Source organism: Brevibacillus centrosporus, assembly GCF_003710815.1.
GTDB lineage: Bacteria > Bacillota > Bacilli > Brevibacillales > Brevibacillaceae > Brevibacillus > Brevibacillus centrosporus.
The window spans coordinates 118,978-145,608 of sequence record NZ_RHHP01000042.1 but is presented as its reverse complement, the minus strand read 5'-3'; the positions used below and the strand labels follow the sequence as shown (position 1 = coordinate 145,608).

At 47.8% G+C, this 26,631-nt stretch carries 30 protein-coding genes; 23 read left to right on the top strand and 7 right to left on the bottom strand.

The features are described from left to right. Positions 1–161 precede the first annotated feature (161 nt). Both EDM55_RS27085 and EDM55_RS27080 read left to right on the top strand, forming a co-directional pair. Positions 162–554: a YflT domain-containing protein gene (locus tag EDM55_RS27085; RefSeq protein ID WP_122961824.1), complete on the top strand. Its 393-nt coding sequence runs from the start codon at positions 162–164 to the stop codon at positions 552–554. Positions 555–581: 27 nt separating this feature from the next. Then, entirely contained in the window at positions 582–839 is a 258-nt protein-coding gene (locus tag EDM55_RS27080; RefSeq protein WP_122961823.1) for an aspartyl-phosphate phosphatase Spo0E family protein, read from the top strand. 434 nt (positions 840–1,273) lie between these two features. On the opposite strand, the gene EDM55_RS27075 is transcribed toward EDM55_RS27080, so the two are convergent. Together EDM55_RS27075 and EDM55_RS27070 are read right to left on the bottom strand one after the other, a co-directional pair. Beyond that, a complete protein-coding gene (locus EDM55_RS27075) occupies positions 1,274–1,687 on the bottom strand; it encodes a hypothetical protein (RefSeq protein ID WP_122961822.1) in 414 nt (137 codons plus the stop codon). 48 nt (positions 1,688–1,735) lie between these two features. Then, positions 1,736–2,047, bottom strand: a complete 312-nt coding sequence (locus EDM55_RS27070) for a YtxH domain-containing protein (RefSeq protein WP_122961821.1) — start codon at positions 2,045–2,047, stop codon at positions 1,736–1,738. A gap of 216 nt (positions 2,048–2,263) precedes the next feature. Between EDM55_RS27070 and EDM55_RS27065 the strand changes: the two genes are divergently transcribed. After that, positions 2,264–3,394 (top strand): PP2C family protein-serine/threonine phosphatase, encoded by a 1,131-nt coding sequence (locus EDM55_RS27065; RefSeq protein ID WP_122961820.1) that lies wholly within the window; start codon positions 2,264–2,266, stop codon positions 3,392–3,394. 52 nt (positions 3,395–3,446) lie between these two features. Further along, entirely contained in the window at positions 3,447–3,785 is a 339-nt protein-coding gene (locus tag EDM55_RS27060; protein WP_122961819.1) for an STAS domain-containing protein, read from the top strand. Between the two features lie 68 nt (positions 3,786–3,853). On the opposite strand, the gene EDM55_RS27055 is transcribed toward EDM55_RS27060, so the two are convergent. Next, positions 3,854–4,312: a Dps family protein gene (locus tag EDM55_RS27055; protein ID WP_246071134.1), complete on the bottom strand. Its 459-nt coding sequence runs from the start codon at positions 4,310–4,312 to the stop codon at positions 3,854–3,856. A 154-nt stretch (positions 4,313–4,466) separates the two neighbouring features. Between EDM55_RS27055 and EDM55_RS27050 the strand changes: the two genes are divergently transcribed. The 11 genes from EDM55_RS27050 to EDM55_RS27000 all read left to right on the top strand — a co-directional run bounded on the left by EDM55_RS27050 (position 4,467) and on the right by EDM55_RS27000 (position 12,304). After that, entirely contained in the window at positions 4,467–4,919 is a 453-nt protein-coding gene (locus tag EDM55_RS27050) for a DUF948 domain-containing protein (protein WP_092270389.1), read from the top strand. Between the two features lie 80 nt (positions 4,920–4,999). After that, positions 5,000–5,443 carry an anti-sigma B factor RsbW gene (rsbW, locus tag EDM55_RS27045; protein ID WP_092270386.1) on the top strand — a complete coding sequence of 148 codons (444 nt, stop codon included), beginning with the start codon at positions 5,000–5,002 and terminating at the stop codon, positions 5,441–5,443. Then, on the top strand, positions 5,440–6,201 hold the full coding sequence (locus EDM55_RS27040) for a sigma-70 family RNA polymerase sigma factor (protein WP_122961818.1): 762 nt from the start codon (positions 5,440–5,442) through the stop codon (positions 6,199–6,201). The genes rsbW and EDM55_RS27040 overlap by 4 nt, the downstream gene beginning before the upstream one ends. Positions 6,202–6,339: 138 nt before the next feature. Then, entirely contained in the window at positions 6,340–9,093 is a 2,754-nt protein-coding gene (locus EDM55_RS27035; RefSeq protein WP_122961817.1) for a CHASE3 domain-containing protein, read from the top strand. Positions 9,094–9,108: 15 nt separating this feature from the next. Beyond that, on the top strand, positions 9,109–9,996 hold the full coding sequence (locus EDM55_RS27030) for a CheR family methyltransferase (RefSeq protein WP_122961816.1): 888 nt from the start codon (positions 9,109–9,111) through the stop codon (positions 9,994–9,996). Positions 9,997–10,129: 133 nt separating this feature from the next. After that, positions 10,130–10,294, top strand: a complete 165-nt coding sequence (locus EDM55_RS27025) for a DUF1328 domain-containing protein (RefSeq protein WP_092270371.1) — start codon at positions 10,130–10,132, stop codon at positions 10,292–10,294. A 43-nt stretch (positions 10,295–10,337) separates the two neighbouring features. Further along, positions 10,338–10,700 (top strand): CoA transferase, encoded by a 363-nt coding sequence (locus EDM55_RS27020; RefSeq protein ID WP_122961815.1) that lies wholly within the window; start codon positions 10,338–10,340, stop codon positions 10,698–10,700. Then, positions 10,697–10,966 (top strand): CoA transferase, encoded by a 270-nt coding sequence (locus EDM55_RS27015; protein WP_122961814.1) that lies wholly within the window; start codon positions 10,697–10,699, stop codon positions 10,964–10,966. The genes EDM55_RS27020 and EDM55_RS27015 overlap by 4 nt, the downstream gene beginning before the upstream one ends. Before the next feature lie 151 nt (positions 10,967–11,117). Next, positions 11,118–11,501 carry a response regulator gene (locus EDM55_RS27010; protein WP_122961813.1) on the top strand — a complete coding sequence of 128 codons (384 nt, stop codon included), beginning with the start codon at positions 11,118–11,120 and terminating at the stop codon, positions 11,499–11,501. Positions 11,502–11,578: 77 nt separating this feature from the next. Next, the gene (locus tag EDM55_RS27005; protein WP_122922930.1) at positions 11,579–11,788 is read left to right on the top strand and encodes a hypothetical protein; all 210 of its coding nucleotides are present in this window, start codon (positions 11,579–11,581) and stop codon (positions 11,786–11,788) included. 90 nt (positions 11,789–11,878) lie between these two features. Continuing rightward, positions 11,879–12,304, top strand: coding sequence for a helix-turn-helix transcriptional regulator (locus EDM55_RS27000; RefSeq protein ID WP_246071133.1), 426 nt, complete (start codon positions 11,879–11,881; stop codon positions 12,302–12,304). A gap of 67 nt (positions 12,305–12,371) precedes the next feature. Here EDM55_RS27000 and EDM55_RS26995 read toward each other — a convergent pair whose 3' ends face one another. From EDM55_RS26995 to EDM55_RS26985, 3 genes are all read right to left on the bottom strand, one after another. Further along, the gene (locus tag EDM55_RS26995) at positions 12,372–13,382 is read right to left on the bottom strand and encodes a Ger(x)C family spore germination protein (RefSeq protein ID WP_258957766.1); all 1,011 of its coding nucleotides are present in this window, start codon (positions 13,380–13,382) and stop codon (positions 12,372–12,374) included. 77 nt (positions 13,383–13,459) lie between these two features. Continuing rightward, positions 13,460–14,575 carry a GerAB/ArcD/ProY family transporter gene (locus EDM55_RS26990; RefSeq protein ID WP_122961810.1) on the bottom strand — a complete coding sequence of 372 codons (1,116 nt, stop codon included), beginning with the start codon at positions 14,573–14,575 and terminating at the stop codon, positions 13,460–13,462. Positions 14,576–14,579: 4 nt separating this feature from the next. Then, on the bottom strand, positions 14,580–16,064 hold the full coding sequence (locus EDM55_RS26985; protein WP_122961809.1) for a spore germination protein: 1,485 nt from the start codon (positions 16,062–16,064) through the stop codon (positions 14,580–14,582). A gap of 173 nt (positions 16,065–16,237) precedes the next feature. Here EDM55_RS26985 and EDM55_RS26980 point away from each other — a divergent pair, with 173 nt between their 5' ends. The 3 genes from EDM55_RS26980 to EDM55_RS26970 are packed head-to-tail and all read left to right on the top strand — an operon-like array spanning position 16,238 to position 18,878. After that, positions 16,238–16,816, top strand: coding sequence for a TVP38/TMEM64 family protein (locus EDM55_RS26980; RefSeq protein WP_092270346.1), 579 nt, complete (start codon positions 16,238–16,240; stop codon positions 16,814–16,816). A gap of 30 nt (positions 16,817–16,846) precedes the next feature. After that, positions 16,847–17,536 (top strand): response regulator transcription factor, encoded by a 690-nt coding sequence (locus tag EDM55_RS26975; RefSeq protein WP_092270343.1) that lies wholly within the window; start codon positions 16,847–16,849, stop codon positions 17,534–17,536. A gap of 7 nt (positions 17,537–17,543) precedes the next feature. Continuing rightward, positions 17,544–18,878: a HAMP domain-containing sensor histidine kinase gene (locus tag EDM55_RS26970; protein WP_092270340.1), complete on the top strand. Its 1,335-nt coding sequence runs from the start codon at positions 17,544–17,546 to the stop codon at positions 18,876–18,878. Here EDM55_RS26970 and EDM55_RS26965 read toward each other — a convergent pair. Then, entirely contained in the window at positions 18,875–19,750 is an 876-nt protein-coding gene (locus EDM55_RS26965; protein ID WP_092270336.1) for a helix-turn-helix transcriptional regulator, read from the bottom strand. The two genes, EDM55_RS26970 and EDM55_RS26965, sit on opposite strands and share 4 nt — an antisense overlap. A gap of 119 nt (positions 19,751–19,869) precedes the next feature. On the opposite strand from EDM55_RS26965, the gene EDM55_RS31200 reads away from it, so the two are divergent. The 5 genes from EDM55_RS31200 to EDM55_RS26940 all read left to right on the top strand — a co-directional run bounded on the left by EDM55_RS31200 (position 19,870) and on the right by EDM55_RS26940 (position 26,583). Then, complete coding sequence (locus EDM55_RS31200; protein ID WP_122961808.1) at positions 19,870–21,372, top strand: L-fucose/L-arabinose isomerase family protein; 1,503 nt, start codon at positions 19,870–19,872, stop codon at positions 21,370–21,372. Between the two features lie 215 nt (positions 21,373–21,587). Further along, positions 21,588–22,349 (top strand): DeoR/GlpR family DNA-binding transcription regulator, encoded by a 762-nt coding sequence (locus EDM55_RS26955; protein WP_122961807.1) that lies wholly within the window; start codon positions 21,588–21,590, stop codon positions 22,347–22,349. A gap of 534 nt (positions 22,350–22,883) precedes the next feature. Continuing rightward, positions 22,884–23,936 (top strand): rhamnose ABC transporter substrate-binding protein, encoded by a 1,053-nt coding sequence (gene rhaS / locus EDM55_RS26950; protein ID WP_092270327.1) that lies wholly within the window; start codon positions 22,884–22,886, stop codon positions 23,934–23,936. Between the two features lie 624 nt (positions 23,937–24,560). Further along, complete coding sequence (locus EDM55_RS26945; protein ID WP_122961806.1) at positions 24,561–24,983, top strand: reverse transcriptase-like protein; 423 nt, start codon at positions 24,561–24,563, stop codon at positions 24,981–24,983. A gap of 187 nt (positions 24,984–25,170) precedes the next feature. Beyond that, positions 25,171–26,583, top strand: coding sequence for a DHA2 family efflux MFS transporter permease subunit (locus tag EDM55_RS26940; RefSeq protein ID WP_122961832.1), 1,413 nt, complete (start codon positions 25,171–25,173; stop codon positions 26,581–26,583). Positions 26,584–26,631: the final 48 nt, after the last annotated feature.

Sequence of the window (26,631 nt, the reverse complement as noted above, 5' to 3'; positions counted from 1 at the left end):
ACTTTTTGGGGTCACTTCAGAAAGGGGTGGCTTTTTTTGTGTAACGCCTTGTTTCATCCACGTTTTTCAAGGGTAATACAGATCAAGCAAGCGCAGCAGCACTTTGAGGATTGAGAGCATCGTCTCCATCCAGCACAACATTCCATTTAGGAGGGATTTTGATGTATGCCATGGATACGAAAGTGAAAACAGTGCGAAACGTCACCGAAGCTGGAGAGCAAGTCAGAAAATTCAAATTAGAGGGGTACCGGGATGACTATATCTTTGTACTTGCCTATGACAAGGACCGTACCGAGCGAGTAGCAGAAAGAACCAACGCAGAACAAATAGGCGTGCTGGAGGAAGGCTTCGGTACTGCGATTGCGAACGTCTTCCGCTCCCGCGATGAAGCGCTGCGTGCAAAACTCAGATCCATGGGCTTCATTCAGGCGGAAGCAGAGCGTCTGGAGAGCGAAATGGAAAATGACAAGATCGTCGTGATTGCATGGGGCGGTACCTACTACGAGGGAAATGACTACGATTCGTCTATCTACTACTATCCGCCGATGTTTTAGATCGAGAAGAAGGCAGGAGCTCTCTCCGTGGCTTGGGGAAAGCTCCTGCCCCGGGAACGCCAGCAAATCGAAAGGGGATGTGAAGCCATGCGGGACTTGATCATAAAGCAAATCGAGAAAGCGAGAAATGAACTGTACCAAGCCGCATATGCGACGGGCAGTCCAAGCTTTTCTGGAGCCTTTGTTCTAAAAAAATCACAGAAGCTGGACAACCTTATCTACCGCTATTTGAAAAGCGTAAAGATAGGCGAGGGGAAGTCAGAGAGAAATCGCAGAGCGCCATGATGCTTGTAAAAAAGAGTTAAAAAAAGCCGGGGATCCTTTTACAAATGGATGTCCGGCTTTTGACGTGCGCGTTATTTGTCTTTGATGAGATCCGATAACAGGATCCCGTTTCTTTTCAAACCGGTAAAGTGACAGTCCGTTCAATTTCGTAATTGCCCATGGGGATTGTATTTGCTGTCTCCTTGATCAGTCTTTCTGCTCGAACGTCCTGCCATGTTGCATCTGATACATTCGTCTGTTGCAGATTCAATTGCCTTGCCCCTAAGCTTATCCACTTTACCGTATTTAGGAAGCAGCCATGCTAACTTCCATGCCGAACAACGTAGTTTCCTTTTTACCGAAGTGGTCGAATCTTTTCAACAGAAAAACAGCCCTTGTCCAGTAGGATCGGACTAAGGCTGCTTTCAGACGTTTAAGAGCTGCTTCGTTCACGGCTATTGAATCGGATCGGGGATCTTGTTTTCATCGATAATTTCACTGCCTGTTTTGAGATCCTTCATTTCCTCGCCAAGCTTTTTGATTTCTTCCATATTTCGTGCCATGGAGCCGTTCTTCGCTTGCTTGACTGAGGCGGACGGCGACTCTAGAAAACGCTGCTCCAGCTCGATCAGCTTCTCATAGGCGGCTTTTCGGACAGAGAGAGGAACGCTCCTGCTCTCTTCGAAGGATGCCTCTTCATAGTTGATCATTGTTTGGCCATGCTCAAAGGTGACAGCCGTGACAAACAGCGGATAAACTTGCCCTGTCTTTTCACAGAGGATAGGTAGGCGATAGGTCGAGGTAACCGTATGTTCGATCCGCTCGAATCCCATCTCGATAAATTTTTGGTGGACAGCAGGATATTCCATATTTTCACTTCCTTACCGAAAAGTTTGGATACACGAGAACAAGTTCCGTTAGCTTCTTCCTTGCATATCTTCTTTGACGGACTGAAGGGTATCCGCCACAATTTGTTTTCCTTCCATTGCTTTGTCCGACAGCTCGGAAGCCTGGATGCTGATTGTATCTGCAGCGTTTTGCGCTCTTTCCTTCAGAGTAGAAGCGAGCCCCATGCTCTTTTCGCTGAGAGAGCCCAGAGCGTTGGACAAATCCTCTCGCAGTGCCGAACCGGATTTTGGCGCCATCAGCAACGAAGCCGCTGCACCGATCGCTCCTCCGATCAACATTCCTTTCAAAAGACTTTTATTGTTTTCAGCTGTTTGATTCATCGTCCATCTCTCCTTTTATGTGGCAGTTTGTTTGGTTCCTACTAGTCAATAAACGTTTTTTTCGAAAGTGAAACACAGAACAGTCTATTTCGAAAATTAGCTGATTCACATCTCTTGCAGATGGGTAGTAAAAGGAAGAAGCTCTCAGCAGGATCATGCTATGATAGGGAAAGAGTAGGGGAGCTTCCCCTGATTTTCTCGTGATAGGGGGTTGCCATGGATATAGTCATTGTAGACGATAACGAAACGAACCTAGTCATCATCGAAAAAATCTTGCGAAAAGCAGGCTATCATCATCTGGTGCTGCTCTCATCGGCGAAAGAGCTCTATCATTTTCTGGAAATGGATTCTCCCAATGCGGCTGAGGTTCCAGTCGATTTGGTGCTGATGGACTTGATGATGCCGGAAATTGACGGAGTGGAAGCATGCAGAACCGTCTTGAGTCAGGAGAGGTATCGCGATCTGCCCATCATTTTTGTTACGGCCATGGGCGATTCCTATAAAATGGCGGAAGCGCTGGATGCAGGTGCCCTCGACTACGTAATGAAGCCGATTAACAAAGTGGAGCTTCTGGCGCGTATCCGGTCTACTCTACGGCTCAAGCACGAAAAAGATTTGCGCAAGAAGAGAGACAAGCGAATTCAAAATGAGCTGGAGCTTGCAAGACAAGTCCAGCGCAGCATGCTCTCAAGCCCGATACGGGATCAAGCAATCGAGATATCAGCTGTCTATAAACCCTCCTCAGAGCTTGCGGGAGACTTTTATGCCTGGCATGCTCTTGGTGCAGGGCGCTATGGCGTCATCTTACTGGATATGATGGGGCATGGGATCTCGTCCTCGCTGGTGTGCATGTATATGTATGCTGCCCTCAAGGACACGATCATGGGCTTGAGCGAGCCAAAAGCGGTCATGGAAGAGCTGAATCGCCGCATGAACCAGCTGCAGATGTCAGATCGACTCATCCAATATTACTTCACGGCTATTTACTTGGTCGTTGATACCGAAAAACGGACAATCCAGTATGTGAATGCTGGCCATCCGGCGGGAATCGCGATAGTAGATGGAGAGACGGTGCAGTTGACAGAAGGGTGCTGTGCACTGGGTTTTTTTCCGCAGATCGATATTGGGCAGGGAGAGATTTCCTATCGTGGGGAAACACGCATCCTTCTCTTTACGGACGGTTTGGTGGAAAGCCTGGAGGAACAGACGGACGATGCTGCTGTGCTGATAAACATCTTGCGAGAGCAGGATGAACACGATCCAAGCGCTTTGCTGCAGCGATTAAAGCTGAAAACAGCAGAAGAACCAAAAGACGATATGTGCCTGGTGATGATTTCGACGAACTGACACCACATAAATGAATGCGAGGCAATCAAAAGAGAGAAAGGGAGTATGCGAAATGGCAGCAGAAAAATTATCCATTGATCAGAGGGAAACGGATAAGGCGATTGTTCTGCATTTTCATGGTGAACTTGATTTGGAAGTGGCCGCGACATTGTTCCGCGACAAGCTTGAGACTGTAGTCTACCGAACAGAGAAAGAGCTGGTCTTGGATTTAACAGATTTGTCCTACATCGATAGCACCGGGATCGGAATTCTTGTCTCTGTCCTGAAGATTCGCAACGAGCGAAAGGCAGCTTTGACGGTTCAGAACATTCCGGCGGGTGTACGCAAGCTTCTGGAGATTACGGGCATCTCTCAATTTTTGCTGGCAGGTGTAAAAGGTGACGCTCATTAGGAGAGCGTCGTCTTTTTATAGGAAAAAACCACGGAAGGGCAGACTCGCTGTCCCTCCGTGGTTTTTTGCTACTTGCCGAGGTAGGCATCGAGCATCCACCGATGCTTTTCAAACGAGGAATGGATTGCAATGAGCAGATCAGCCGTTGATTGATCACGATGCTCTTCTGCCAAGGTAATCCCGATTTTGATTTCCTTCATGATGCTCTCCAAATCCTCGGACAGTGCTTCCACCATTTGCTTCGCATCTTCTTCACCTGTGGCCTCCTTAATCGTCGCCATGGCTAGATGCTCCTTGAGAGTAGCGGTGGGGATCGTCTGCAGGGCCAGCATTCTTTCCGCAATGGCGTCCAGATGCACACCGACTTCTGTATACAGCTCCTCAAATTTGATGTGCAGGGTGAAGAAATTTTCGCCTTTCACGTACCAGTGGTAATGATGCAGCTTCATATAGAGAACAGAGAAGTTGGCTACTTGTTGATTGAGCGTATCAGTCAAGTACATCGAGTAGGCTGCCGGGGTTGCCATAGGGAATCCCTCCGTTTCATGGAATAGGTGTTGACAGCAACTCTTACCCCGTTACAGCTCTCTTTGAAACAGAACAAAATAATGAAAAGAAGACTGTTTCAAATGTAGAGGAAGGTGGGTAATAAGGCGAAACAGTCCAGAGGGAGGAGAGGCTATGTTACTAGAAATTAGCGCGCTTTTGATCGCGGTCGCGTTTGTGATCCTCACTTTTTATTTGATTCGAACCCTGCAAGCAGTGAAGAACTCTCTGGATGAGGTCACCAATACCTTGGTTCAAATGAAAATAGAGGTAAGAGAGATCGGAGACGAAGTGAAAGAGGTGGTGGAAAAAGCCAACGAAATGGCCGTGGATCTACGAACGAAGCTTACCATGCTGGATCATTTGTTTAGCAGTGCAAATGATGTCGGGCAAATCGTCCACGAACTAACATCGTCGATTAAAGAGTCTGCGACCTCCCTAATCGCTTCGATGACAAGCTTCAAAAACAGCAAAAAGATAGCGCAGCCGCCTGGCAGATGGCATTCCGTTTTCGAGGGAGTCATAGCTGCTGTTGATCTATGGCAGAAGGTGAAGTCCTCGCGTTCAAACGCCCCCGGCACGCGGTAATCAAGAGTAGACCCGGTACACAAAAAACTGTTGTACACTAAGAAGAATAGCAGGAATCAGGAAAGGAAAGAGGCGCAATCATGAACCCATACGTTAGTTTTTCGATACCCGCCCAGGCGGAATATTTGGATATTGTGCGTTTGACATTGTACAGCTTTGCGACAAAGGCTGGTTTTTCCTTTGAGGAAATCGAGGACATGAAAGTGGCAGTCTCGGAGGCATGCAATAACGCGATCCTGCACGCGTATGAAGATAACGAAAATGGCAGGATCGATTTGCGCCTGGAACACGATGGGGAGCATTTGCGGATTACTATAAAAGACCATGGGCAAAGCTTCGTATTTTCCCAAGAAGGGATTGGCATTCCGGAGCAGCAAGAGGATATCAAGGATCTCGCTGTTGGGGGTCTCGGCATTTTTCTGATGGAAGCCCTGATGGATGACGTCCGAGTGAGCACGGGAAACGGCAGCGGTACGGAGATCGTCCTGTCGAAACGCCTCAGTAGAAATGGGGAATACGTATGAATTCAAATAAACCCAAGGAGGCTTTGTACGAGCTGTACTCCAAAATGAAGCTTTATCGGGAGACAGGCTGTCCACAGATCGCAACTGAACTCTTGGTGCACTATGACCAGGTCATTCAGACAGCGGCCTCCAAGATGTCGAGAAACCGTCCTGACCTGGCAGAGGACTTGTATCAGGTGGGACGCATCAAAATCCTTCGCTTGTTCGAGCAGTACGATCGTACTTTAAACATTCCATTTGAAGGCTATGCCATGAAAAGCTTGATCGGTCATATGAAAAATTACTTGCGGGACAAGTCCTGGTACATACAAGTACCGCGAAAAATTAAAGAGAAGAGCTCTCTCGTTCAACGCATCATTGACGAGCTTACGATCAAGCTCGAGCGATCACCAAAAATGGAAGAGATTTCCGAACAGGTAGGACTGACTGTAGAAGAGACGATCGAGATACTCGTGGGCCGCGACTACTACAACTATACTTCGTTAGATACGCCGCTTTCTCCGGAGGGGGAGAGCACAGCAACGATCGCCGATATGATCGCAGAGCCCGCCGATGATTACCAGCAGCTGGAGAAACGGCTGCTGGTGGATGAGGCGATGAGCTGCTTGAAGAAAGAGGAAAAAACGGTCATTTCGCTCATTTATGACGAAGGCCATTCTCAACGGCAGATTGCCGAACGGCTCGGCGTATCGCAGATGAGTGTATCGCGGATTCAAAAGCGGGCGATTGATAAGCTGAAGAGTGCCTTGTCAGAATGAAGAGCAGAGGCTTTTTGGAACGCGAAGAGCGCAAAAACCATGCGCTCTCTTTCCCTTTTCGGTTATGTATCAGGGAATATGATAGAATAATTGGGAAATATATTCTGCACGAGCCATAGGGAGAGAGGAAGCGGAAACATGAAGGGCGTAAATTTTCCTATTCAAGCTAAGATTTTTATCAGCTACCTAGCGATCGTGATTTGTTTGGGAATCTCCCTTTTTATCGTGAACGGTCAAATGAAAAATCTGCAGGCAGAGATCGATGTGATATCCAACCATGACATGGCCGTACATGAATTAGCGAATCAGATCCAAAAGAATATGCTGGACATGGAGACAGGGATGCGAGGATTCATGATTACAGGGGATGAACAGTACCTCGAGCCCTATCAGATCAGCAGCCGCAGCTGGCAGGATAACTATAACAGGCTGTACGCGCTTCTGAAGGACAATCCGGATCAGCAGCAGGCCCTAGAGCAAATGCGTCCGCTCATCTTAAGCTGGATCGCCAATACCGGCGAGTTTGTCATCCAAAACAAGAGGGAAAACAACGAAACGGCATTGCAGCAGTACTTTGCACAAAACACAGGAAAGAACGCGATGGACGACATTCGCTCGCAAATGTCTTCGCTGGTAGCCAAAGAAAAGAACCTGACGGCAGACCGTGTGGCGAAGCTGAACCAGAGCAACGAGAACGTGCTTTACATCTGGTATGTCATTGCCGGGGGCGTGACGCTGATTAGCTTTGCGATGTCCCTTTTCTTGTCCTCGTCCATTGTCAGGACGATTAGACAGGTCGTGAGGACAATCAAAGATATTTCGAAATCGGATACGGGAGTGGATCTGAGTGCGCGAATCCACGTACAGTCAAAGGACGAGCTCCGAGATCTAGCGGAAGCCACCAACGACCTGCTGAGCAGCTTAGAAAAACAGAGCTGGATTCAAAGAAGCTTGACGGAGATTTCCACCCTTTATCAGGGAATCACAGATATTGGCGATTTGTCCAAAGCGGTCATTACCGTGCTCGCACCGAAGCTTCAAGCAGCATATGGCATCGTGTATCTGCGGAAAAATGCCGGCAATGAGACCGTTTTTGTCCGGGTGGCTGACTATGCTCTAGCGCATCAGAATACCACAGACACCTTTCGCGTAGGAGAGGGGCTCGTCGGGCAATGCGCCTTGGATAGACGGATCTTTCTCTTTGACAATTTGCCTGAGGACTATCTCAAGGTGACGTCAGGTTTAGGAGAGGCGGTTCCCCGTAATCTGGTAGTCGCTCCGATTACCGTGGAAGGAAGAGTGGAGGCAGTCATCGAGTTTGCTTCCTTTCAACCGTTCGAAGCTTCCCATCTGACACTGCTCGACCTGCTACAGGATAAGTTTGGACAGGCGATTCTCAACGTACTGGGTCGAATGGAAGTGGAAAGGCTGCTCAGCGAATCCCAGGTGATGACCGAGGAGCTGCAGACCCAATCGGAGGAGCTGCAGACCCAGTCAGAAGAGCTTCAGATGCAGCAAGAGCAGCTGCGTATCACGAATGAATTTTTGGAGGAGCAAAACCTGTTTGCCGAGCAGAGAGCGACCGAGCTGAAAAAGACACGTGATGAGCTTGCCGATTATGCCCGAAAGCTGCAGGCGAGTTCCCAGTACAAGACGGATTTCTTGGCTAATATGTCTCATGAGCTGCGAACCCCGCTCAATAGTATTTTGATTCTCTCCCAGATGCTCATGGAGAATCATCAGGGGGAAGGCGAGGAAAAGGAAGTGGAGGAATACTCGCGCGTCATCTTCCGTGCAGGACAAGATTTGCTGCGTCTCATTGATGACATTTTGGATTTGTCGAAGATTGAGGCAGGCAAGATTGAAATCTTGACGGATGAAGTAAATGTTTCCGAGATTCCGCAATCCATGCAGAGTATGTTTGAGCCGATCGCAGCGAAGAAGCAGCTTGCTTTTGGCGTGGAGATGCATCCGGATACGCCTTCCGTCCTTTTGACAGACGGACAAAGACTGCATCAAATCTTGAAAAATCTGCTGTCCAATGCCTGCAAATTCACGGAAAAGGGAAGCGTGACCCTGCGGATTGAGCCAGCGCATCCAGATCGTGTACGCGAGCTGCTGCCGCAGTTACAGGAAGAGCAGGTATTGTCCTTTTCCGTGATCGATACGGGGATCGGCATCCCTTGTGACAAGCAGGAGATCATCTTTGATGCCTTTCAGCAGGTAGACGGCACGACTAACAGGCAGTATGGGGGAACCGGCCTCGGCTTGTCTATCTGCCGTGAGTTCACACGGTTGCTCGGAGGCGCTCTATCCGTCGAGAGCGAGCCTGAGAAAGGCAGCACCTTTACCTTGTATATTCCGAACCGAACAGAACGGCAAGCCCAGCAGCAGGCCGCAGAGCAAACGGCAGCAGAAGAAGTCGCGGCTGGTGGCAGTCAGCTGCTGGAGGAGATCGAGAGCGAGAAGGATTTGGTCGTGCATATCGCAGACAGCGTTCCTTTACATGAGCAGCTTTTCCAAGGCAAGCATGTACTGCTAGTGGATGATGATGCACGAAATGTATATGCGCTCGTGACTGCTTTGGAGCGAAAAGGGGTCAGGGTCGAAGTCGCTGAAAACGGGAAGCAGGCTGTGGATCTGCTGCTAGAAGATCGCAGCTACGACTTGGTGCTGATGGATATCATGATGCCGATCATGGATGGTTATCAGGCGATGAAAGCCATACGCGAGGACCTTGGCATGACGGATATGCCGATCATTGCCCTGACAGCCAAAGCGATGAAAAATGAAAGAGAAAAATGTATGGAGGCGGGAGCTTCGGATTATATCATGAAGCCGCTTAATATCGACCAGCTGTTTTCGCTTATGCGGGTGTGGCTGACAAAGTAGGTGAACGAAACGATCATGGACATCTCTATCATCGAAGCTTCGGAGGAAGTGTATGCAGATCGGGAGAGCTTTGCAGACGATGAACGCCAGCAAATCGAGATCAATCTGCTTCTGGAAGGAATCTATCAAATGTACGGATACGATTTTCGGGGGTACGTGCGGTCATCTCTTCGCAGACGAATCTTGAACCGAATGAAAGCGGAGAGGCTGCCGACCATCACGGCTCTACTCGAGAAGGTTTTGCATGAAGAAGGGGTTCTCGAACGCCTCTTGAACGATTTGTCAATTCGCATGACAGAAATGTTTCGAGATCCCAGTTTTTTTGCAGCGTTTCGAAAGCAGGTGGTTCCGTTGTTGAGGGGATTGCCCGAGATTCGCATTTGGCATGCTGGTTGTGCGACAGGGGAGGAGGTCTACTCCATGGCGATCCTGATGCACGAGGAAGGACTTGATGAGAAGACCAGAATCTACGGGACGGACATGAACGAGAAAGCCATAGCAGCTGCGAAAAAAGGAGCTTTCGCGTTAAAGCAAATGCAGCAGTATACGAAAAATTACTTGGAGGCAGGGGGATCAAAAGCCTTTTCCGAGTACTATACGACTGATCATCAATATGCGTATTTTCACCCCGACTTGGGCGAGAACATGATGTTTGCTCAGCATAATTTGGTGACGGACGGTTCGTTTAATGAATTTCATGTGATCTTGTGCCGAAATGTCCTGATCTATTTCGATCAGGACCTGCAGCAGCACGTCCATCGCTTGATGCACAACAGCTTGTCGGACGGTGGATTTCTAGGGCTGGGAAGCAAGGAATCGATTCTGTTTGCCCCGGATCGAGTGTATTATGAAGACTTTATCCCGCAAGAAAAAGTTTATCGAAAACAAGCAGTGCAAAAATAAATGAGAAGGACCGCTACAGTTGTTGATGGTTTCCATCGAGCAGCAGCGGTCCTTTGTTTCAGTTGCCGAAGTTACGGTTAAGAAAGAGTAAGAAGAAATCAAAAAGAAATGATCCAAGAAAGCAGGTGTTCCTATGTTAGGATGGTCCATGACGTTTCTGATCATCGCTCTGATTGCCGCTGTTTTCGGTTTTACGGGAATCGTTTCGGCAGCGGTGGGGATTGCGAAGTTCCTGTTCGTCGTCTTCTTGATTCTCTTTGTCCTCTCGCTCCTTTTCGGCAGACGGAGCATCAGGTAACGCAGTTTCCGAAGAAACAGCTAAAGTTTGATCCGACTGTCCGATCCACCGGACAGTTTTCTCTGTTCCCAAGTACGCTATTAAAAGCGGCTGGACTGCCCTCATCCAAAGAGGAAAAACAGGAAAGGGAGCCTACCTCGACATAGCGATTGCGGATGTCGTCCTGTCTCTGATGACCACACATGTGGCAGTGGAGTCTGGCAGCGGCGAGCAGCATGGACTTGCCAAGCTGTCCCGAGGGTATGTATATTACGGGATCTATCGCACGCAGGATAACCGGTACGTTTCATTGGGGGCATTGGAATCAAAGTTTTGGGACAATTTTTGTTTGGCCGTGGAAAGAAAGCAGTGGCTCTCTGCGCGCATGAGCTTGCAGCGTGAGGACAACCCGATCTTCCAAGAATGAAGCAGCTGTTTGCGAATCGAACCTTAGCCGAGTGGACGACATTTTCCCTGACGATTGACTGCTGTTTGACACCGATTCTCGAGGTCGGGGAGCTTCATCAGCATCCCCAGATTCAGGCAAGAGGACTTATTCAGGAAAAATGGGGACATCGCTATGTGGGTACGTGTTATTTGGAACAGAAAAGCGCGCTTGATAAGGCAACACCAGCGCCAGCGCTTGGAGAGCATACGGAAGAATGGCTCGTTCGGTTGGCGAGACGTCCTTGATCATTGTGTTTGATGAGGGAAGCTGGCTGTATAAGCGTGACTGGAAAAAATCCCCTGTGCTCGCTATAATGGTTTTTAGGATCACAATCGGCAGTTCGACTAGGGTGTCATCGCATGTCTTTCCATTCTCTGTAGAGCAGGAGGTGGAGTTTTGCGTCAAACCTATCGTATCATTGTAATCGATGACGATCCGATCACTCGCATGGATTTGGTGGAAATGCTGCAGGATGCAGGATATGATGTCGTGGCAGAGGGGAAAAACGGGGAGGAAGCTGTCCGTTTGACGCAAACGTTGCACCCCCATCTCGTCATGATGGATGTCAAAATGCCGGGGATGGACGGTTTAACAGCGGCAGAACTCATCCAAAAGAGCGGCCAGGCAGCCGTCCTGCTGCTAACGGCATACAGCCAGAATGAGATCGTAGCAAAAGCGAAAGCAAAGGGCATCCGTGCTTGTCTGGTCAAGCCCGTCTTGGAGGAAGAGCTGCTTCCCACCGTGGCAATTGTCTTGTCAGACCTTTCGCAGATTAGGTAGATTCCTACTGGCGTCCCATTCGTTCATGCACTAGAATACAATATGAGTAGATCATTATTGATGAGGAGTTGCTACGCATGACGGAGCCGAATCAAAACGAAAAAGAAACGTCTGAACAAAAACCAGGAAAAATCAGCTTGCAAGAGGCGATGAAACGCAGACTCGCGGAGAAAAAGGCTGAGCAAGCGCAAGCCAACAATCCGATTAACCAAAAAGCAAAAAATCAAGCGATGAAAAGCCAACAAACGAAAAAGCCAAACAATCAACGTAGACGTACAGGCGTATAAAATACGACGGAATGATACGGAACAAAAAGGGGATGTGCAGATTTCGATGCTGCACGTCCCCTCTTTTGTTCGGATGATGACAAGGAGGCGGTGAGTGAATTGAAAGTAGAGCGACTTCTGGCAATCGTCATCATGCTTCTCAACAAGCGGAGAATGAGTGCATCAGAGCTAGCCCATCATTTTGAGGTTTCTCTTCGCACGATATATCGTGACTTTGAGGCGATTAATACGGCTGGAATTCCGATCGTAGCTTACCCTAGCTCGAACGGCGGATACGAAATTATGGAGAGCTTTACGATTGATCGACAATATCTTTCCTTGGAAGAATTGGTGACGGTGATTGCGGCGCTAAAGGGAGTCCAGTCTTCTTCCGCGGACAGTCAAGTCGGTCGCTTGTTGGAAAAAATCAAAACTTTGGCTACGACAGGAAGCGTAAGAACGGGGACGGGGACTGTGCATCCTATCGTCTACAACAATACGCAAGTCCAATTGTATATTGCATGTGAAGCGGACTGAACAGACTGCAGATATCAACTAGTCTGACAAGATGGGGAAAAAGCCGAGGAAAGTATCACCTCGGCTTTTACTGATTTACATTAACTAACGGCTGGATCGTGAGTCGGTATTCGATTTTGAACTTCATTTTCTCCCAAAGATTCAGCCACTCGCTATCACTGATTGGCTTAGAAAAAGGATGAAGGGTTCGTGTACCAATTTCCAGAGGGTCGATCTTCCATTGTTGCATGGTCTTCAACAAATCGGAGGTACGACTGACTAAGTATTTCTCAATGTCTTGATGGAGTTTAGCCAGATCCTCTCGCTTGTGTAAATTTTTGTTCCCTCGATACTCCTCAAGACGGCCAGTGAGGTCAATCTTTATCGTCATATTTTTGTAGGAAGGGTCCAGATCGATGTCGACTTTGGAGCGGACATGACCTAAGATGACATCGGAGGATGGTACAGCAAAAAGCTTTAGGTAGTGATCATTATTAATCAGCTGAAAAATTTGGTCGTCCATGAGGGGAAGCATATTGATCATCTTGTCATGCCTGAACATGGCTGTCCCTTTGTACGTTAAATTTATCTTCTTCACTTCAAACAAAGGTAGATACGGGTCAGCATAGGGCGAGAACAGCTTGTTTTTAAATTGATGCAGATTGAGGATGCTCATCTCTCCTTGATTACTCGCTTCATAGTGTTTGAGCATGCGATAGAGGAAATAATCCAGATTCGCCTGTTCATTTAGCTGTTCTCTCATGAACTCTTCAAAATTTCCTCTAGAGATGATGAGATATAAACGCTGAGAGATGTCCGTATCCATCAAATAGGTACTAATGAGCGGTAACACCCCTTTTCTAGCGAGTTCTTCATTGATGACGATTACACGTAGCTGTCCAGGTTTCAATTCTCGATAATAGATCAGATTAAATTCTTTTCCACCTTGCTTTTGCAGATCGACCTTTAAGGTCAGCATTCTTTTCTTCTCATGGATGAGGGGAGGGACCAACGTACTGATTTCCAAATGTCTATCATCGGACTGGTTGAGCGACCAGAAAATGACGGGGGCGATTTCCTCGATTGTATTGTTCTCCACAAAAGGAGAGCATCCCGTCGTCGCTATGATCCCACTTAAAATCGTCAATGCAAAAGCTGCGTGTATCCAGCGCATGGCTACACCCGTCCTTTTCGATAGATCGAAATGAGAAGGAAGGAAGGAACCAACAGATAGGTGATTGCCCCTGACCAGATCTGCAGGTTCAACAACCTATTTACTACGGTGCCACCATTCCAAGCCCATTCGTTGATGATCATCGTGCAAGCGAGTATGGTAAGCCAACTGGCGAAATATCCCATTCGAGAGGTCGGCTTGGTCGTTTTTCTGCCAGCGATTCTGGCTACGCCATAGAAACACAGCAGTAAGACGGAAATGGCAAATACAAATTGGAAAAGATAGATGGAAATCAGTAGCATATCAATGCGTTCAATGACAGGTGATTGCAAATATCGGTACATATTCACAACGGGATAGATAGTGGTACTTACATAATTCGATCCAAAAAAGAAGAGAGATCCAACAAACAAAAGCAAATATTCGAGGACAGTGAGAGCATTTGCATACGCTAGGCTTTTGAAGGTGTTTTCATTCGGACGGAGCCAGGGACCCAAACAAATCAAGTATTCCGGTCCTGACAACGAAGACCATATAAATAACAGCCCTTCCCAATTAACTTCTGTCCATTCCAGGGGGATTAAGGGGAAGAGATCATGGAAAGCCGCAATCGGCGGCAGATAGAACGGCACAATAAGCAGGATGATCCAGATGATCATGAAAAAAGCAATCACAATTAAGCGGATTGTGGTTTCCATTCCTTTGGAAGCGACATACCAGCTGATCATGAGCATAAAGAGAATCAGCCATTTTTGATTCATGGAGGGGTAAATGAACGTACGTACAATCTCGACATATCCTATGAGAATGATGGATGCTTTCAACAACAGAAAAAACAAGCCGATCCATGCGAAAAAACGTACCAAGGTCTCACCAAAAACCTCAACGAAGCCATCGTACCCCTTTGTGGCAAACCTCGAACGAAACCATTTGGACAACAGCATCAGATTGAAGTGTGACAGGATTCCTACGAGTACGATTCCCCAAATCATATAGGGATGAATCAAATAAGTAGGCATGATGAACACAAAGTAAAGCATCTGAAAGCGGTTTGCCATCATAAAGATGTAGGCACCGTTATACGTGGTAGATTTTTCAAATAACGAAAGTGCGGTCACCAGATCATCTCCTTCGGCTCATTCGCCATTTCTGCACCGGATGTAAGTATTCAGGACGCGTTTTCATCCATGGTAAGGGAGCTCTTATGAACAGATCCTTCCACTCTTTGAGATAGAAAGGAGCGACCGGTGCAAAGTAAGGTTGCTTCAATGAACTTAACGCATTCAAGTGGGTGAGAATACCGATTGCACCGAGTAGAATGCCGAACAAACCGAGATAAGCAGCGAGGATCAGTAAAATAAATTGCAAGAGCGAATTGGATTTCGTGACTTCGTAATTGGGTACTAAAAAAGAAGCAATGGCGGAAATGCCCACGAGTACGATCAAGACATTACTGGAAAAACCAGCTGCAACTGTGGCTTGACCGATGACGATCCCACCAATGACTCCCAATGTTTGTCCTGACTTCGTTGGCATTCGCAGACTGGCTTCCTTTATAATTTCCAAAGTGATCAACATGAGGAACGCTTCCCAAAAGGGGCTGAATGGCAGTTTGCTTCGCGATTCCAACAAGACGAAGAGGATCTGCAAGGGAATCATCTGGTAATGATGTGTAGTCACGGCGACATAAAACGGAATCAACGTGACGGAAATGATAAAGCTCAGATACCGGATGCAACGCAAAAAACTAGAAATAATCCAACGCAAAAAATAATCCTCGGGTGATTGAAAGAGATGAAAAAAGGTGATAGGGGCAATTAAGGCATAAGACGTGTTGCCTACCAAAATCACGAGTTTGCCGATCCCCAATGAAAAAGCACAGGAATCCGGACGATCCGTTTCCTGAAACTGAGGAAAGACGCTATGCTTATGATCTTCCATAAAGGCAGCGACTTGTGAGGAGTCCAAAAATTGATCAAAATCAATCGATGCTATTTTCTTTCGAGCGATGGAAACATAGTCCGGATTGGTGATTCCTTCGATGTACAGGATGACAACCTCAGTTTTACTGATGGATCCAATCGTAAAAGACTCCGTTTTCAGATTCATCAGTGGGATTCGTCTGCGAATCATCGTGATATTTTGTTCCAACAGTTCACTAAAGCTGTCTTTTGCGCCATAGATAATGGTTTCCGTACCAGATTGCTGGATGGAACGACTCAATGTATTTTGCAGGGGGACCGCCCAAAATTCCTCATGATCCATACCGTACAGGATCACATTTCCGCGCAGGAGGTGGGTTTCCGCCTCTTCTAGCGTGATCATTCGGGAAACTTTGGAGGATATCATATACTCGTGGATCGTCAGGTGGGAGCTGGTGTTTAGTGGTTCGACAATCGCCTCATTTAATCGCTCTAGATTAACTAGCGATCTTATATAGAGCAGCATCACCTGCTGGCCGTTATTCGTTTGTCGTTCGATGATTTCCGCCTCGTCGATGTTGGCCAATACCCGTTTCAGATTATCCAGTGTGACAGGGGTTTGAACGGTAGTAGATGGTAGTGTTTTTGTGGGATCATTATTTTTTTTATTTTTTTTCGAAAACATCAGTATCCATCACCTTGAGGTTCTATTTTAATGAGTGATTTAGCAAAAAGTGTCAATCTCTTAACCAGTGTTAGTATGGTCTGGACGTATTCTTTTATGCAACATCATGATTTCTTCACAAGTTTGGTTTACTCTGTAGAGAGAATAGTTGATGAGAGGAGTCCTGCGGTTTCATGGAGTGGTTAACAAACGTAGAGGGAATGGCAGGATGGATTCGCTCGTGGGGAATTCTCGGTATCATAGGGAGTATTGTCCTCAACATTATCATCAGTGTGGCAGGGGTGCTCCCGTCCATCTTTTTGTCTGGGGCGAATGCGATTGTCTATGGGCTGGTGGGCGGTTTCTTCGTTTCATTAACGGGGGAAGTACTGGGAGCGACGGCAGCCTTTCTCTTGTATCGATACGGATTACAAAAATCAAAGGGTCTGAAAAAGCTGGAGAAGTTCTCGTGGATCCAGCATATCAACGGGGCGTCCCGTTTTCGCAAAGGTCTGGCTATCGTCTTGCTGCGGATGAATCCGCTCATTCCATCCGGAGTTATCAATCTGGGGGCAGCACTCACAACCATTTCCTTTGCTGATTTTCTTCTCGCTACGCTAGTGGGGAAAATTCCATCGATGGTTTTCGAAACCTTTGTCGGTCATGATTTGGTGTACCTGTCTGAAAACAAATCTCGGTTGATTATTTCATTGCTTGCAGGCTCTCTCGTCTTTCTGTTGTTCTGGAAAAGAGAGAAAAGCCGTTCATCGTAAGTCCTAGTACGAGTCAAAGGAGGACGCTTTATGTCGACGATTTTGCTGGTAGATGACGAGCCGCAAATAGTGGAGATCCTATCTTCCTATTTGCAAAAGGATGGCTTTCATGTCGTGACAGCAGAAACAGGCAACGAGGCTTTGGAATTGGCTGCTTCTCTTCATCCCGACTGTATCATCCTGGATCTGATGCTTCCGGATTTGGGCGGAGAAGAAATCTGCCAGAAAATCCGTTCGCATTCCCGGGTACCGATCCTGATGCTGACAGCAAAAAGCGGGGAGACAGATCGCGTACATGGTTTGGAAATCGGGGCGGATGATTATTTGGTCAAGCCCTTCAGTCCTCGAGAACTGGTTGCTCGTGTTCGGGCTGTCCTGCGACGAGCAGGTGATTATCAAGCCTTGACGGATCAGGTGACGGTTGGGGATTTGTACCTTTCATTCGGGGACAAGCGAATTCGGAAAAAAGACGGCTGGCTCGAGCTGACACCGAATGAGTACCGATTGCTTACGACCTTATGCCGATATCCAGGGAGGACGTGGAGCAGAGAAGAACTTGTGGCACAGGTGCTGGGGTATGACTACGACGGCTTTGACCGAACGATCGATACTCACGTCAAAAATTTGCGGCACAAAATAGAGGATGATCCGAAAAATCCGGTTTACATCAAAACGGTATACGGCTTCGGCTACCGCTTTGAAAACCCGGGGAAGAACTGAGGACGCCATGCGAAAAATCTGGGTGAAACTCGCATTGGTGCTCATGGCGGTAGGAACCTTGGCGATCATGCTCACTACCTTTTTGTCAATGAAAGAGATGGACTATCACTTCACGATGTACCTCGATGAAGTCCGAAATCAACAAGATCAGAAAATATCCCAATTGGCCATCCAGGCCTATGAGCAAACCGGCAGCTGGGACAAAAACAGCCTGGATAAAATGAAAGCAGTCTCCTCGGTGCTAGGCATACGATTCACCTTGTTTGATGCCCAGTATAAGCAGGTCCTGTCATGGGGAGGGGATGCAGAAAACAGAAGCATGGCAGACGACATCCCGTTGGAGTTTAATGGGCGAGAAATTGGCTATCTCTCCATCGCCTACCATGATGAAAATTCGTATCAGTCCATGGAAAATCACTTTCAGCTGGCGCATACCAATGCCATGCAATGGACGATGTTTGCTCTGATTTTGCTCGTGATTCTCATGAGTGTGTTGCTGGCACGTACATTGGTAAAGCCACTCGTCCAAATCAGTGCTGCTGCAAAGAAAGTAGCAAAGGGCAATTTGTCTGTCCGTGTAGCCGAACCCGGTGGTCACGACGAAATCGCTTCGCTCGTCGATACCTTCAACAATCTGGTGCACAGTCTACAGCATCAGGAGGAACTGCGCAAGCGCCTGACTTCTGATATTGCGCACGAGCTGCGAACCCCGTTAAATACGCTTTTGGCACAAGTCGAAGGAATGATCGATGGTATTTGGGAAGCAAGCCCTGAGCATTTGGAGTCGACACGTGGTGAGGTTTTGCGCTTGAGTAGGCTCGTACGGGATCTGGATCAGGTGATTCAAGTCGAGTCGGGGGCTTTGCGCATGAATCGTGAAAAGATCGATCTGAGCGGGCTTGCCGGGCAAGTCCTCGATGCGATGAGTGCAGCCTTTATCCGTGACCACATCCAGATAGAAAAGGAACTCGCAGCAGATGCGTGGGTGATGGGCGATCCTGAGCGGCTGGCACAGGTGATGACAAATCTGCTCAACAATGCTAGCAAGCATCTGGAAGCAAACGGGAAAATAGCGGTCATGGTAAAGCTTTCAGGAGATCGGGTCCAGCTGCATATCGAAGACAACGGTGCTGGAATTCCGAAAGAAGATCTGCCCTTTGTCTTTGACCGTTTCTATCGTGGGGATCGCTCACGAACGAGAGAGCGCGGTGGATCGGGCCTCGGTCTGACTGTGGTCAAAGGGATTGTGGATGCTCATGGAGGCCAGATCGATATCGAAAGTGAAGTCGGACGCGGAACGGCAGTGTCTGTAACGCTTCCTGCTATCCGCCCTCGGCATTAGTGGATACCCTGCCATTTTTTGCGGTACGCCAACGGGGTCATCTCCACACGTTGTTTGAACAGATGAATAAAATGGCTGACATTATCCATTCCTGACAGGCTTGCAATCTCGCCAATGGTCAGATCGGAGTAGGTAAGGAGCTCCTTTGCGTACGTGATTCGTCGATGAATCACATACTCGTTGGGTGTATACCCAGTGTATTTCTTGTACTCGCGCAGCAAATGGTATTTGCTGATGGCGTGCTGGTTCGCCAGTTCATCCAAAGAGATCTTCTCCTGAAAGCGTTTGTCCAGGTCAGAAACGATTCGTTGGATATGAGCCGGCAGGAAGGAGCCGTCCGCTTCCTGGGGACTCGTCATGATAATCATTTCTGTGAGCAAATCTACGAGATACTTCGAGGAAAGAGGCTCGGTTCGGATGTCTTTTTGCAGGTTCACCTCGAGAAGCTGCGAGAGGATCTGCGGTATAGTGCTGGACTCATCCAGGGTGAGTACAGGTGAACCATTTTTCATGAATTGCTCGAAATAGCCACGGCTGTTGCTTCCATTAAAATGGACCCAGACGAGCTCCCACAGCTCATGCTTGTCTGTCCTGTAATGCTGATATTCCTGACAGTCAATAAAAAATACTTGGTTGCGGCTTAGCTCATGTGTCACCCCTTGATAGTGCAAGTAGCCCGTTCCGGCCAAAGTATACACGATTAAAAAGGAATTCAAGCTTTGACGCTCGGTGAAATAGGTAGGAAGTGTACGGAAATGGCCCACTTCCTGGACATAAAAATAAGTTGATTTTGCCGCCATGCTCGGAGTCGCAATGATTCGGATGGAGTCGTCCGTCCAGTCATGTGCGGCTTTTTCCATGTAGCTTCCCATTTTAGCCCTCCTTGAGCAAGATTCTGTTATAAATGAACAAGATGCATGGATGTTTCTTTTATTGTAAGCGAATACAATGGACGCATAAAGCTCGTATTTTTTTCAAGGAGTGGTGCAGGATGACGATTCTTCAACCGATTAAACCGATAAAAAAGGCACGGATTGGCCTGTATACGATTGGCCTGGCCGCCTATTGGAAACAGTTCCCTGGACTTCGCGAGAGACTGCTGGAGTACGGGCGTTTCATGCAGACGAAAATGTCCGAATACGGCGAGGTCTTTTTTTATGGCCTGGTCGATACGGAAGCAGAAGGAAGAGCGGCAGGGGAATGGTTCAATGAAAAGAACGTGGATTTGATTTTTTGTCATTCTGGTACGTATTGCACCAGCTCGGCCGTTTTACCCGTGCACCAAATCTGCAAGGCTCCCGTAGTGGTATTGAATTTGCAGCCAGCTGCAAGAATCAACTACGAGCAGACGACGACAGGGGAATGGCTGGCGCATTGCGGAGCTTGCCCGGTACCGGAAATATCGAATGCGTTTGCGAGGGCGAATATTCCGTTTCGTGTCATCAACGGACTGCTAGGGCTGGACTATACACCACAAATTTCCCTGACAAATGAAAACACAAAGGAGCAGCAAGCGGCCATTCGAGCATGGAAGAGCATCGAGGAATGGATTCGTGCAGCTGCGGTTCCCCGTACGCTGCGTCATAGCCGCTTTGGGTTTCTAGGAAATACATACAGCGGAATGCTCGATATGTACAGCGACTTCACCATGATTCAAGCACAGGCAGGACTGCATGTAGAGATTTTGGAAATGTGCGATCTCGATCGGATGCTGCGCGATGTGACGGAAAACGAAGTGCGAAAGAAGCTTGCCCAGGTGCAGGAGATGTTCACGATCAGCGAGGACTCTCCAGCAGACCCGATCGCCAACCGCCCGACAGAGGAGCAGATGCAGTGGTCCTGCCGAGTCGCGGCTGCACAGGAAAAGCTGGTCCGCGAGTACGATCTGGATGCATTGACCTACTATTATCATGGAGCTCCTGGAAGTGAGTACGAGAAGCTGCAGGGAGGATTGATTGTCGGGCATTCGCTGCTGACGGCACGCGGGATTCCGTGCGCTGGAGAAGGGGACCTCAAGACTGCTGTCGCCATGAAAATTTGCGACATACTCGGAACAGGAGGAAGCTACTCGGAGATCGTCGTTGTGGACTATGAGGACGAGACGATATTGCTCGGTCATGACGGGCCTTTCCATATTGCCATATCGGAGGGCAAGCCTGTCTTGCGCGGGATGGGACTGTACCATGGCAAGCAGGGAACCGGCGTGTCCGTAGAGGCAAAAGTGAAGACCGGTCCTGTTTCTACGCTAAATGTTACGCAGACGGGCGAAGGCAAGCTGAAAATGATCATCAGCGAAGGCGAGTCGACCAACGGACCGATCATGAAAATCGGGAATACCCAGACGCCGGTCAAGTTCCGCCAGCATCCGGATGAGTATATGGAGAAGTGGTTCCAGGAATCACCGACACACCACTGCGCGATGGCAATCGGGCATCAGGCGAAGCTGTTTCAAAAAGTGGCAGAGCTGATGGGCATTTTGCAAGTGACATTGTAAGCAACTTGAATAGGCAGCGAAAAGGCGCTCTACCGATTTGGAAGGCGCCTTTTGCATTTTTAGAGCCAAACGCAAAAGTTGAATAAAGACAAGGCAACCAAAAAAACAAACGAAAAACCAAAAAAAATCCTGCGTACGCATGTAAAACTGGTATAATCAAAACTATACAAATAATTACGACAAGACGATCAATATACACGGGAAAGAGGATGACAATGCTTGTAGCCGAAAGACACGAAAAGATTGTCCGTCTAGTCAACGATAGAGGGAGTATCCGGGTCTCCGAGTTGAGCGATATTTGCCAGGTGACAGAAGAGACGATTCGCAGAGATTTGGATCGTCTGGAGGAAGCGGGGCGGCTGCTGCGGAGCCATGGTGGTGCTGTCAGCATTACTGAGCACCAACCGGAAATTCCGTATATCGAGCGGGAAATTACCATGATGGAGGAGAAAAAGCGAATCGCCAGAAAAGCCGTTTCCAACATCGAGCCAAACGACCGCATCATTCTGGATGCCAGCACCACTGCCTGGTATATGGCTTCGATTATTCCCGACATACCGCTGACTGTCCTGACAAACTCCATCAAAGTCGCGATGGAGCTGAGTACAAAGGAAAAGGTCGAAGTTATCTCAACGGGAGGAAAGCTGGCACCACGATCGCTATCATTCCTGGGTCCAAGCGCGGAACGCTCTTTGGATCAATACCATGTGGACAAAGTGTTTCTCTCCTGTAAAGGAATCCATCTGGAGCGCGGGATCAGTGAATCGAATGAAATGCAGGCGCTGGTCAAGAAAAAAATGATTAGCATTTCTGACAAAGTCTATCTGCTTGCAGACACGAGCAAATTTGGTGTCCAGGCCTTTACTTATTTTGCGGAATTAAAGCAAATCAATGAAATCATTACCGATGATGAAATCGATGCATTGCAAGTTCGTCAGCTGCAGGAAAAAGACGTAGCCGTAACGGTCGCTCCATAAGCAGAAGCAAGAAAAGGTGTACGAAATCGAGTACGCCTTTTTTTCACAGCAAAGCCAGGAGTTTCCTAAGCGGGACGTGAATTTTCGAGATCTCTTAAGCAAAGAGAGTGCGTGTGTTGAAAAAAACAGCAGAAATTTTTTGAAAGTAAGAAGGAAATCAGAAAGATACAACGAATGCATAGATACAGAACATAAATAATAAAATACAAACAAAAATAAAACAAAACGAGATTGTCCATTCTTGTTTGTCTGAAGAATTTTGTTATCTCTTGTTCAACAGGATTTTCACCGTTTTAAATCTTAGCAAGGATGTATTTGGGGAATATTTCCAAGTTTGGACTGTATGTCTACTGCTTCTGTCCAATCATTCAAAAATAAACAAAACAAACAAACAGACGCATGGGACAAACAGAAAAGAAGAGGCATCCGTGATTTGAGAGCGCTTACTTTAGGCGCAGTTGATTGTTCTATCCGATACTAAGCGGTCCTCGTGGCTGTTTTGTATACATAATGGAAGATAAGGGGAGGAGCCAAATGAAGAAGTTCTTCACATCGTGTCTGTCTTTACTGCTCGCAGTAACGGTTATGGTCGGCTGCAGCACGCAGGCACCAAAGTCTGCTGACAACGCTGGCAGCACAGGCGGTGCAGACGGCGGTAAAAAGAGATTTGCCATTATCTTTAAAAACACAGGGAACCCATATGGGGAGAAGCAGATGGAAGGCTTTAAAAACGCCATTGAGGAACTCGGCGGCGAAGCCATCCTGAAGGCCCCAGACCAGCCAACAGCGGAAGCGCAAATTCAAATGATCGAGGAACTCATCTCTCAAAAAGTGGATGCGATCGCCATTGTCGGGAATGATCCGGATGCATTGCAGCCAGCCTTGAAAAAGGCAATGGATGCCGGAATTAAAGTATTGTCCCTCGACTCGGCAGTAAATGCGCAGAGCCGGATGGTTCATATCAATCAGGCTGACCCAGAGCGGATCGGCCGCGTCCAGATTCAAGCAGTAAGCGAAATGATTGGCGGCAAAGGCGAAATCGCCGTTCTCAGTGCTACGTCACAAGCAACCAACCAAAATACATGGATTGAATGGATGAAAAAAGAGCTGGAAGATCCAAAATACAAAGATATCAAGCTGGTGAAAGTAGCGTATGGGGATGACCTTCGCGACAAGAGCGTAGCGGAAACCGAAGCACTTTTGAAGTCCTATCCGGATCTTAAAGGAATCATTGCTCCGACTACTGTAGGGATTGCAGCAGCAGGTAAGGTTCTCACGGACAAAGGCTTGAAAGGAAAAGTACAGCTGACGGGTCTTGGTTTGCCGAGTGAAATGGCAGAATATATCGAAAGCGGCGTGACTCCATGGATGTACCTGTGGAACCCAGTGGATGTAGGCTACCTGGCAGGCTATGCTGCTGACGCACTCGTCAAAGGGACGATTACCGGTAAAGTAGGAGATAAGTTCAAGGCAGGTCGCTTGGGTGACAAAGAAGTGATCCAGGATGGCGATGGCACACAGATCATGCTGGGCGATCCATTCAAATTTGACTCCAGCAACATCGGTGAATGGAAGAAGGTTTACTAAGCAAGGCACATAATCAGTGAACAGCCAGGACGCGTATCATGTGAGCCTGGCTGTTTTTTTATCGGAATACAGTAAGCAGCTGCCGAGCTATAGCGCAGCCATGCATCTTACAAAGGTTTACACAAGTTTACACTCCCGGCATTGAACAAATCGGACAACCATTTCGAATATACTTGAGGCAGCGATTCGGTTAACAAAAAAAGCGAGGAATCACGCTTTTGACAGCAGGTGGTGTGCAGAAGGGGGAAGGGACTTCACCCTTAAGCGGGCTGGCGGCTAAAGCATACGGGAGAAAAGGAAGAGAACAGGGAGGTATTTTATGTACGCTGCAGGGGTTAATGGAGCAATCATACTTATTTGGATCATAGTCGGTCTTGGAGTTGCAGCCATCGTAGGTTTGGGAGCGATTGTCTACCACTTTGTTGCTTAAAGGAAGGACGGATCCATCTGTCTTTCCTTTTTAGTTGGAAAGGGATGACCACACCATTTGGAATTTTGTAGATGATCGGAATAAGCGGAAAGTCTTGATCATTGGCATTCCTTTTAAAATGGGCTATGATGACTGTTGGTTGAGGCAGATTGTATAAATCCTTGAAAATGACGATAGAGCTGGAGGCGGTGCAGATGTATGAAGTGTATATGGATGGAGCAAGCACCGGAAATCCTGGTCCCAGCGGTGCAGGAATATTTATTAAAAAGGATGTGGAAGTGGAGCGATATTCCATCCTATTGGGGAATATGGACAATCACGAAGCGGAATTCCGAGCTTTCTTAATCGCGCTGCAAATATGCAAAGAAAAGGGATATAGCCAGGTCTCATTCCGGACCGACTCACAGCTTGTGAGCCAAGCAGTTGAGAAGGAATTTGTCAAAAACAAAAGGTTCGTTCCCTTGCTTGGAGAAGCATTGACGCTTATTCGTCCATTTGATTTGTTTTTTATGAAATGGGTGCCAAGCTCTGAAAATAAAGCAGCAGATGAATTGGCAAGGGCTGCGATCCGAAACAGGAAGTCGAAAGAGGATACGGGGGAAAATACCGCAATTTAGAAGAAATGTCCCGCTCATTTTCACGATAGAATGGGGGAGCTGAAATTTTCTCACGTGCATCTGCCATGGATCCGTTATAAGCGATCCATGCGACACGGAAAGGAGTACGATTGTGGACACACAGCAGGACGTAAACCGAGCGCAAGGAACATTCGGGAGCAAAGCGAACTTTACGGTGGTCATCGTGATGATTTTGGGTGTATTCGTGGCGATTCTCAATGAAACGCTGCTCAATGTGGCGTTATCCAAAATCATGGCGGACCTCGGGATTTTGCCTAGTACCGCTCAGTGGCTGACTACAGGATATTTGCTGATCATCGGCGTACTCATTCCGGTCACCGCTTTTTTGCTACAGCGTTTTACCACTCGAACGTTGTTTTTATCAGCGATGGGACTATTTACTTTGGGAACGTTCATTGCGGCGGTTTCTTCTGGTTTTTCCCTGTTAGTCTTAGGAAGGATTCTCCAGGCGGCTGGCACCGGCCTCTTGTTTCCGCTCTTGACCAACGTGGTGTTTGCCATTGTCCCGCTGGAAAAGAGGGGCTCCGCAATGGGAATGATCGGGATCGTCATCACGTTTGCTCCGGCAATCGGTCCGACATTGTCTGGAATCATTGTGGAGCATTTCAGCTGGCGATACCTTTTTTACGGAGTACTGCCCATCGCTGTTTTCGTGATGATCTTTGCCTTTATCCGATTGAAAAACGTCACAGAGCCGACGAAACCCAAGATAGATTTGCTATCGCTTCTGCTCTCAACTGTTGGATTTGGGGGAATTGTGTACGGATTTAGCAGTGCAAGTGAAGGACATGGAGGATGGGCAGGCTACTCCGTCTTACTGCCGATTGTGGTCGGTCTCTTATCGCTGGTGCTATTCACCATTCGGCAGTTAAAAATGGCGGAGCCTTTGCTTGACCTGCGGACATTTCAGTACCGCATTTTTCGAATCTCTACCTTAATCATGATTATCGTGATGATGGCGATGTTCGCTGCGATGATGCTATTGCCGATTTTTCTCCAGAACGCCTTGGGTTACAGTCCGTTTGAGGCTGGGTTAGTGATGCTCCCAGGTGGAATCATCATGGGAATCATGTCACCCATCACGGGCAGGCTGTTCGATAAATTCGGAGCGAAGTGGCTTGCGATTGTAGGCTTGATTTTGATTGCACACACCTTGCTGCAATTCGCATTTATTACCGTTACGATCTCTTACCTCACGATCATGCTGTTCAATACACTGCTCATGCTGGGGATTTCCATGCTGATGATGCCAGTGATGACAAATGCACTCAATGAGCTGCCGCCGCCAATGTATCCACATGGCACTGCGATCATTGGGACGCTTCAGCAGGTGGCAGGAGCTGTCGGGACTGCCCTTTTGGTAACTGTCATGATGAATGGGACCGAACAATATTTGCAAAACTCCGCACCTGGGCAGGAGGAATCTACCCTGCGTATGCTATCGATGATTGCAGGAATGAAAAGTGCTTTCCTGCTGGCATTTGCTTTGGTTGTCGTAGCTTTGCTTGCTTCCTTTTTTCTGAAGCGTGCAGGAGGGCCGAAGCAACCACAAGGTACGAAGCAAGTATCACCGAACTAATTAGGGAAAGAAGACCATTTCTCTGATACGGAAGGGATGGTCTTCTTT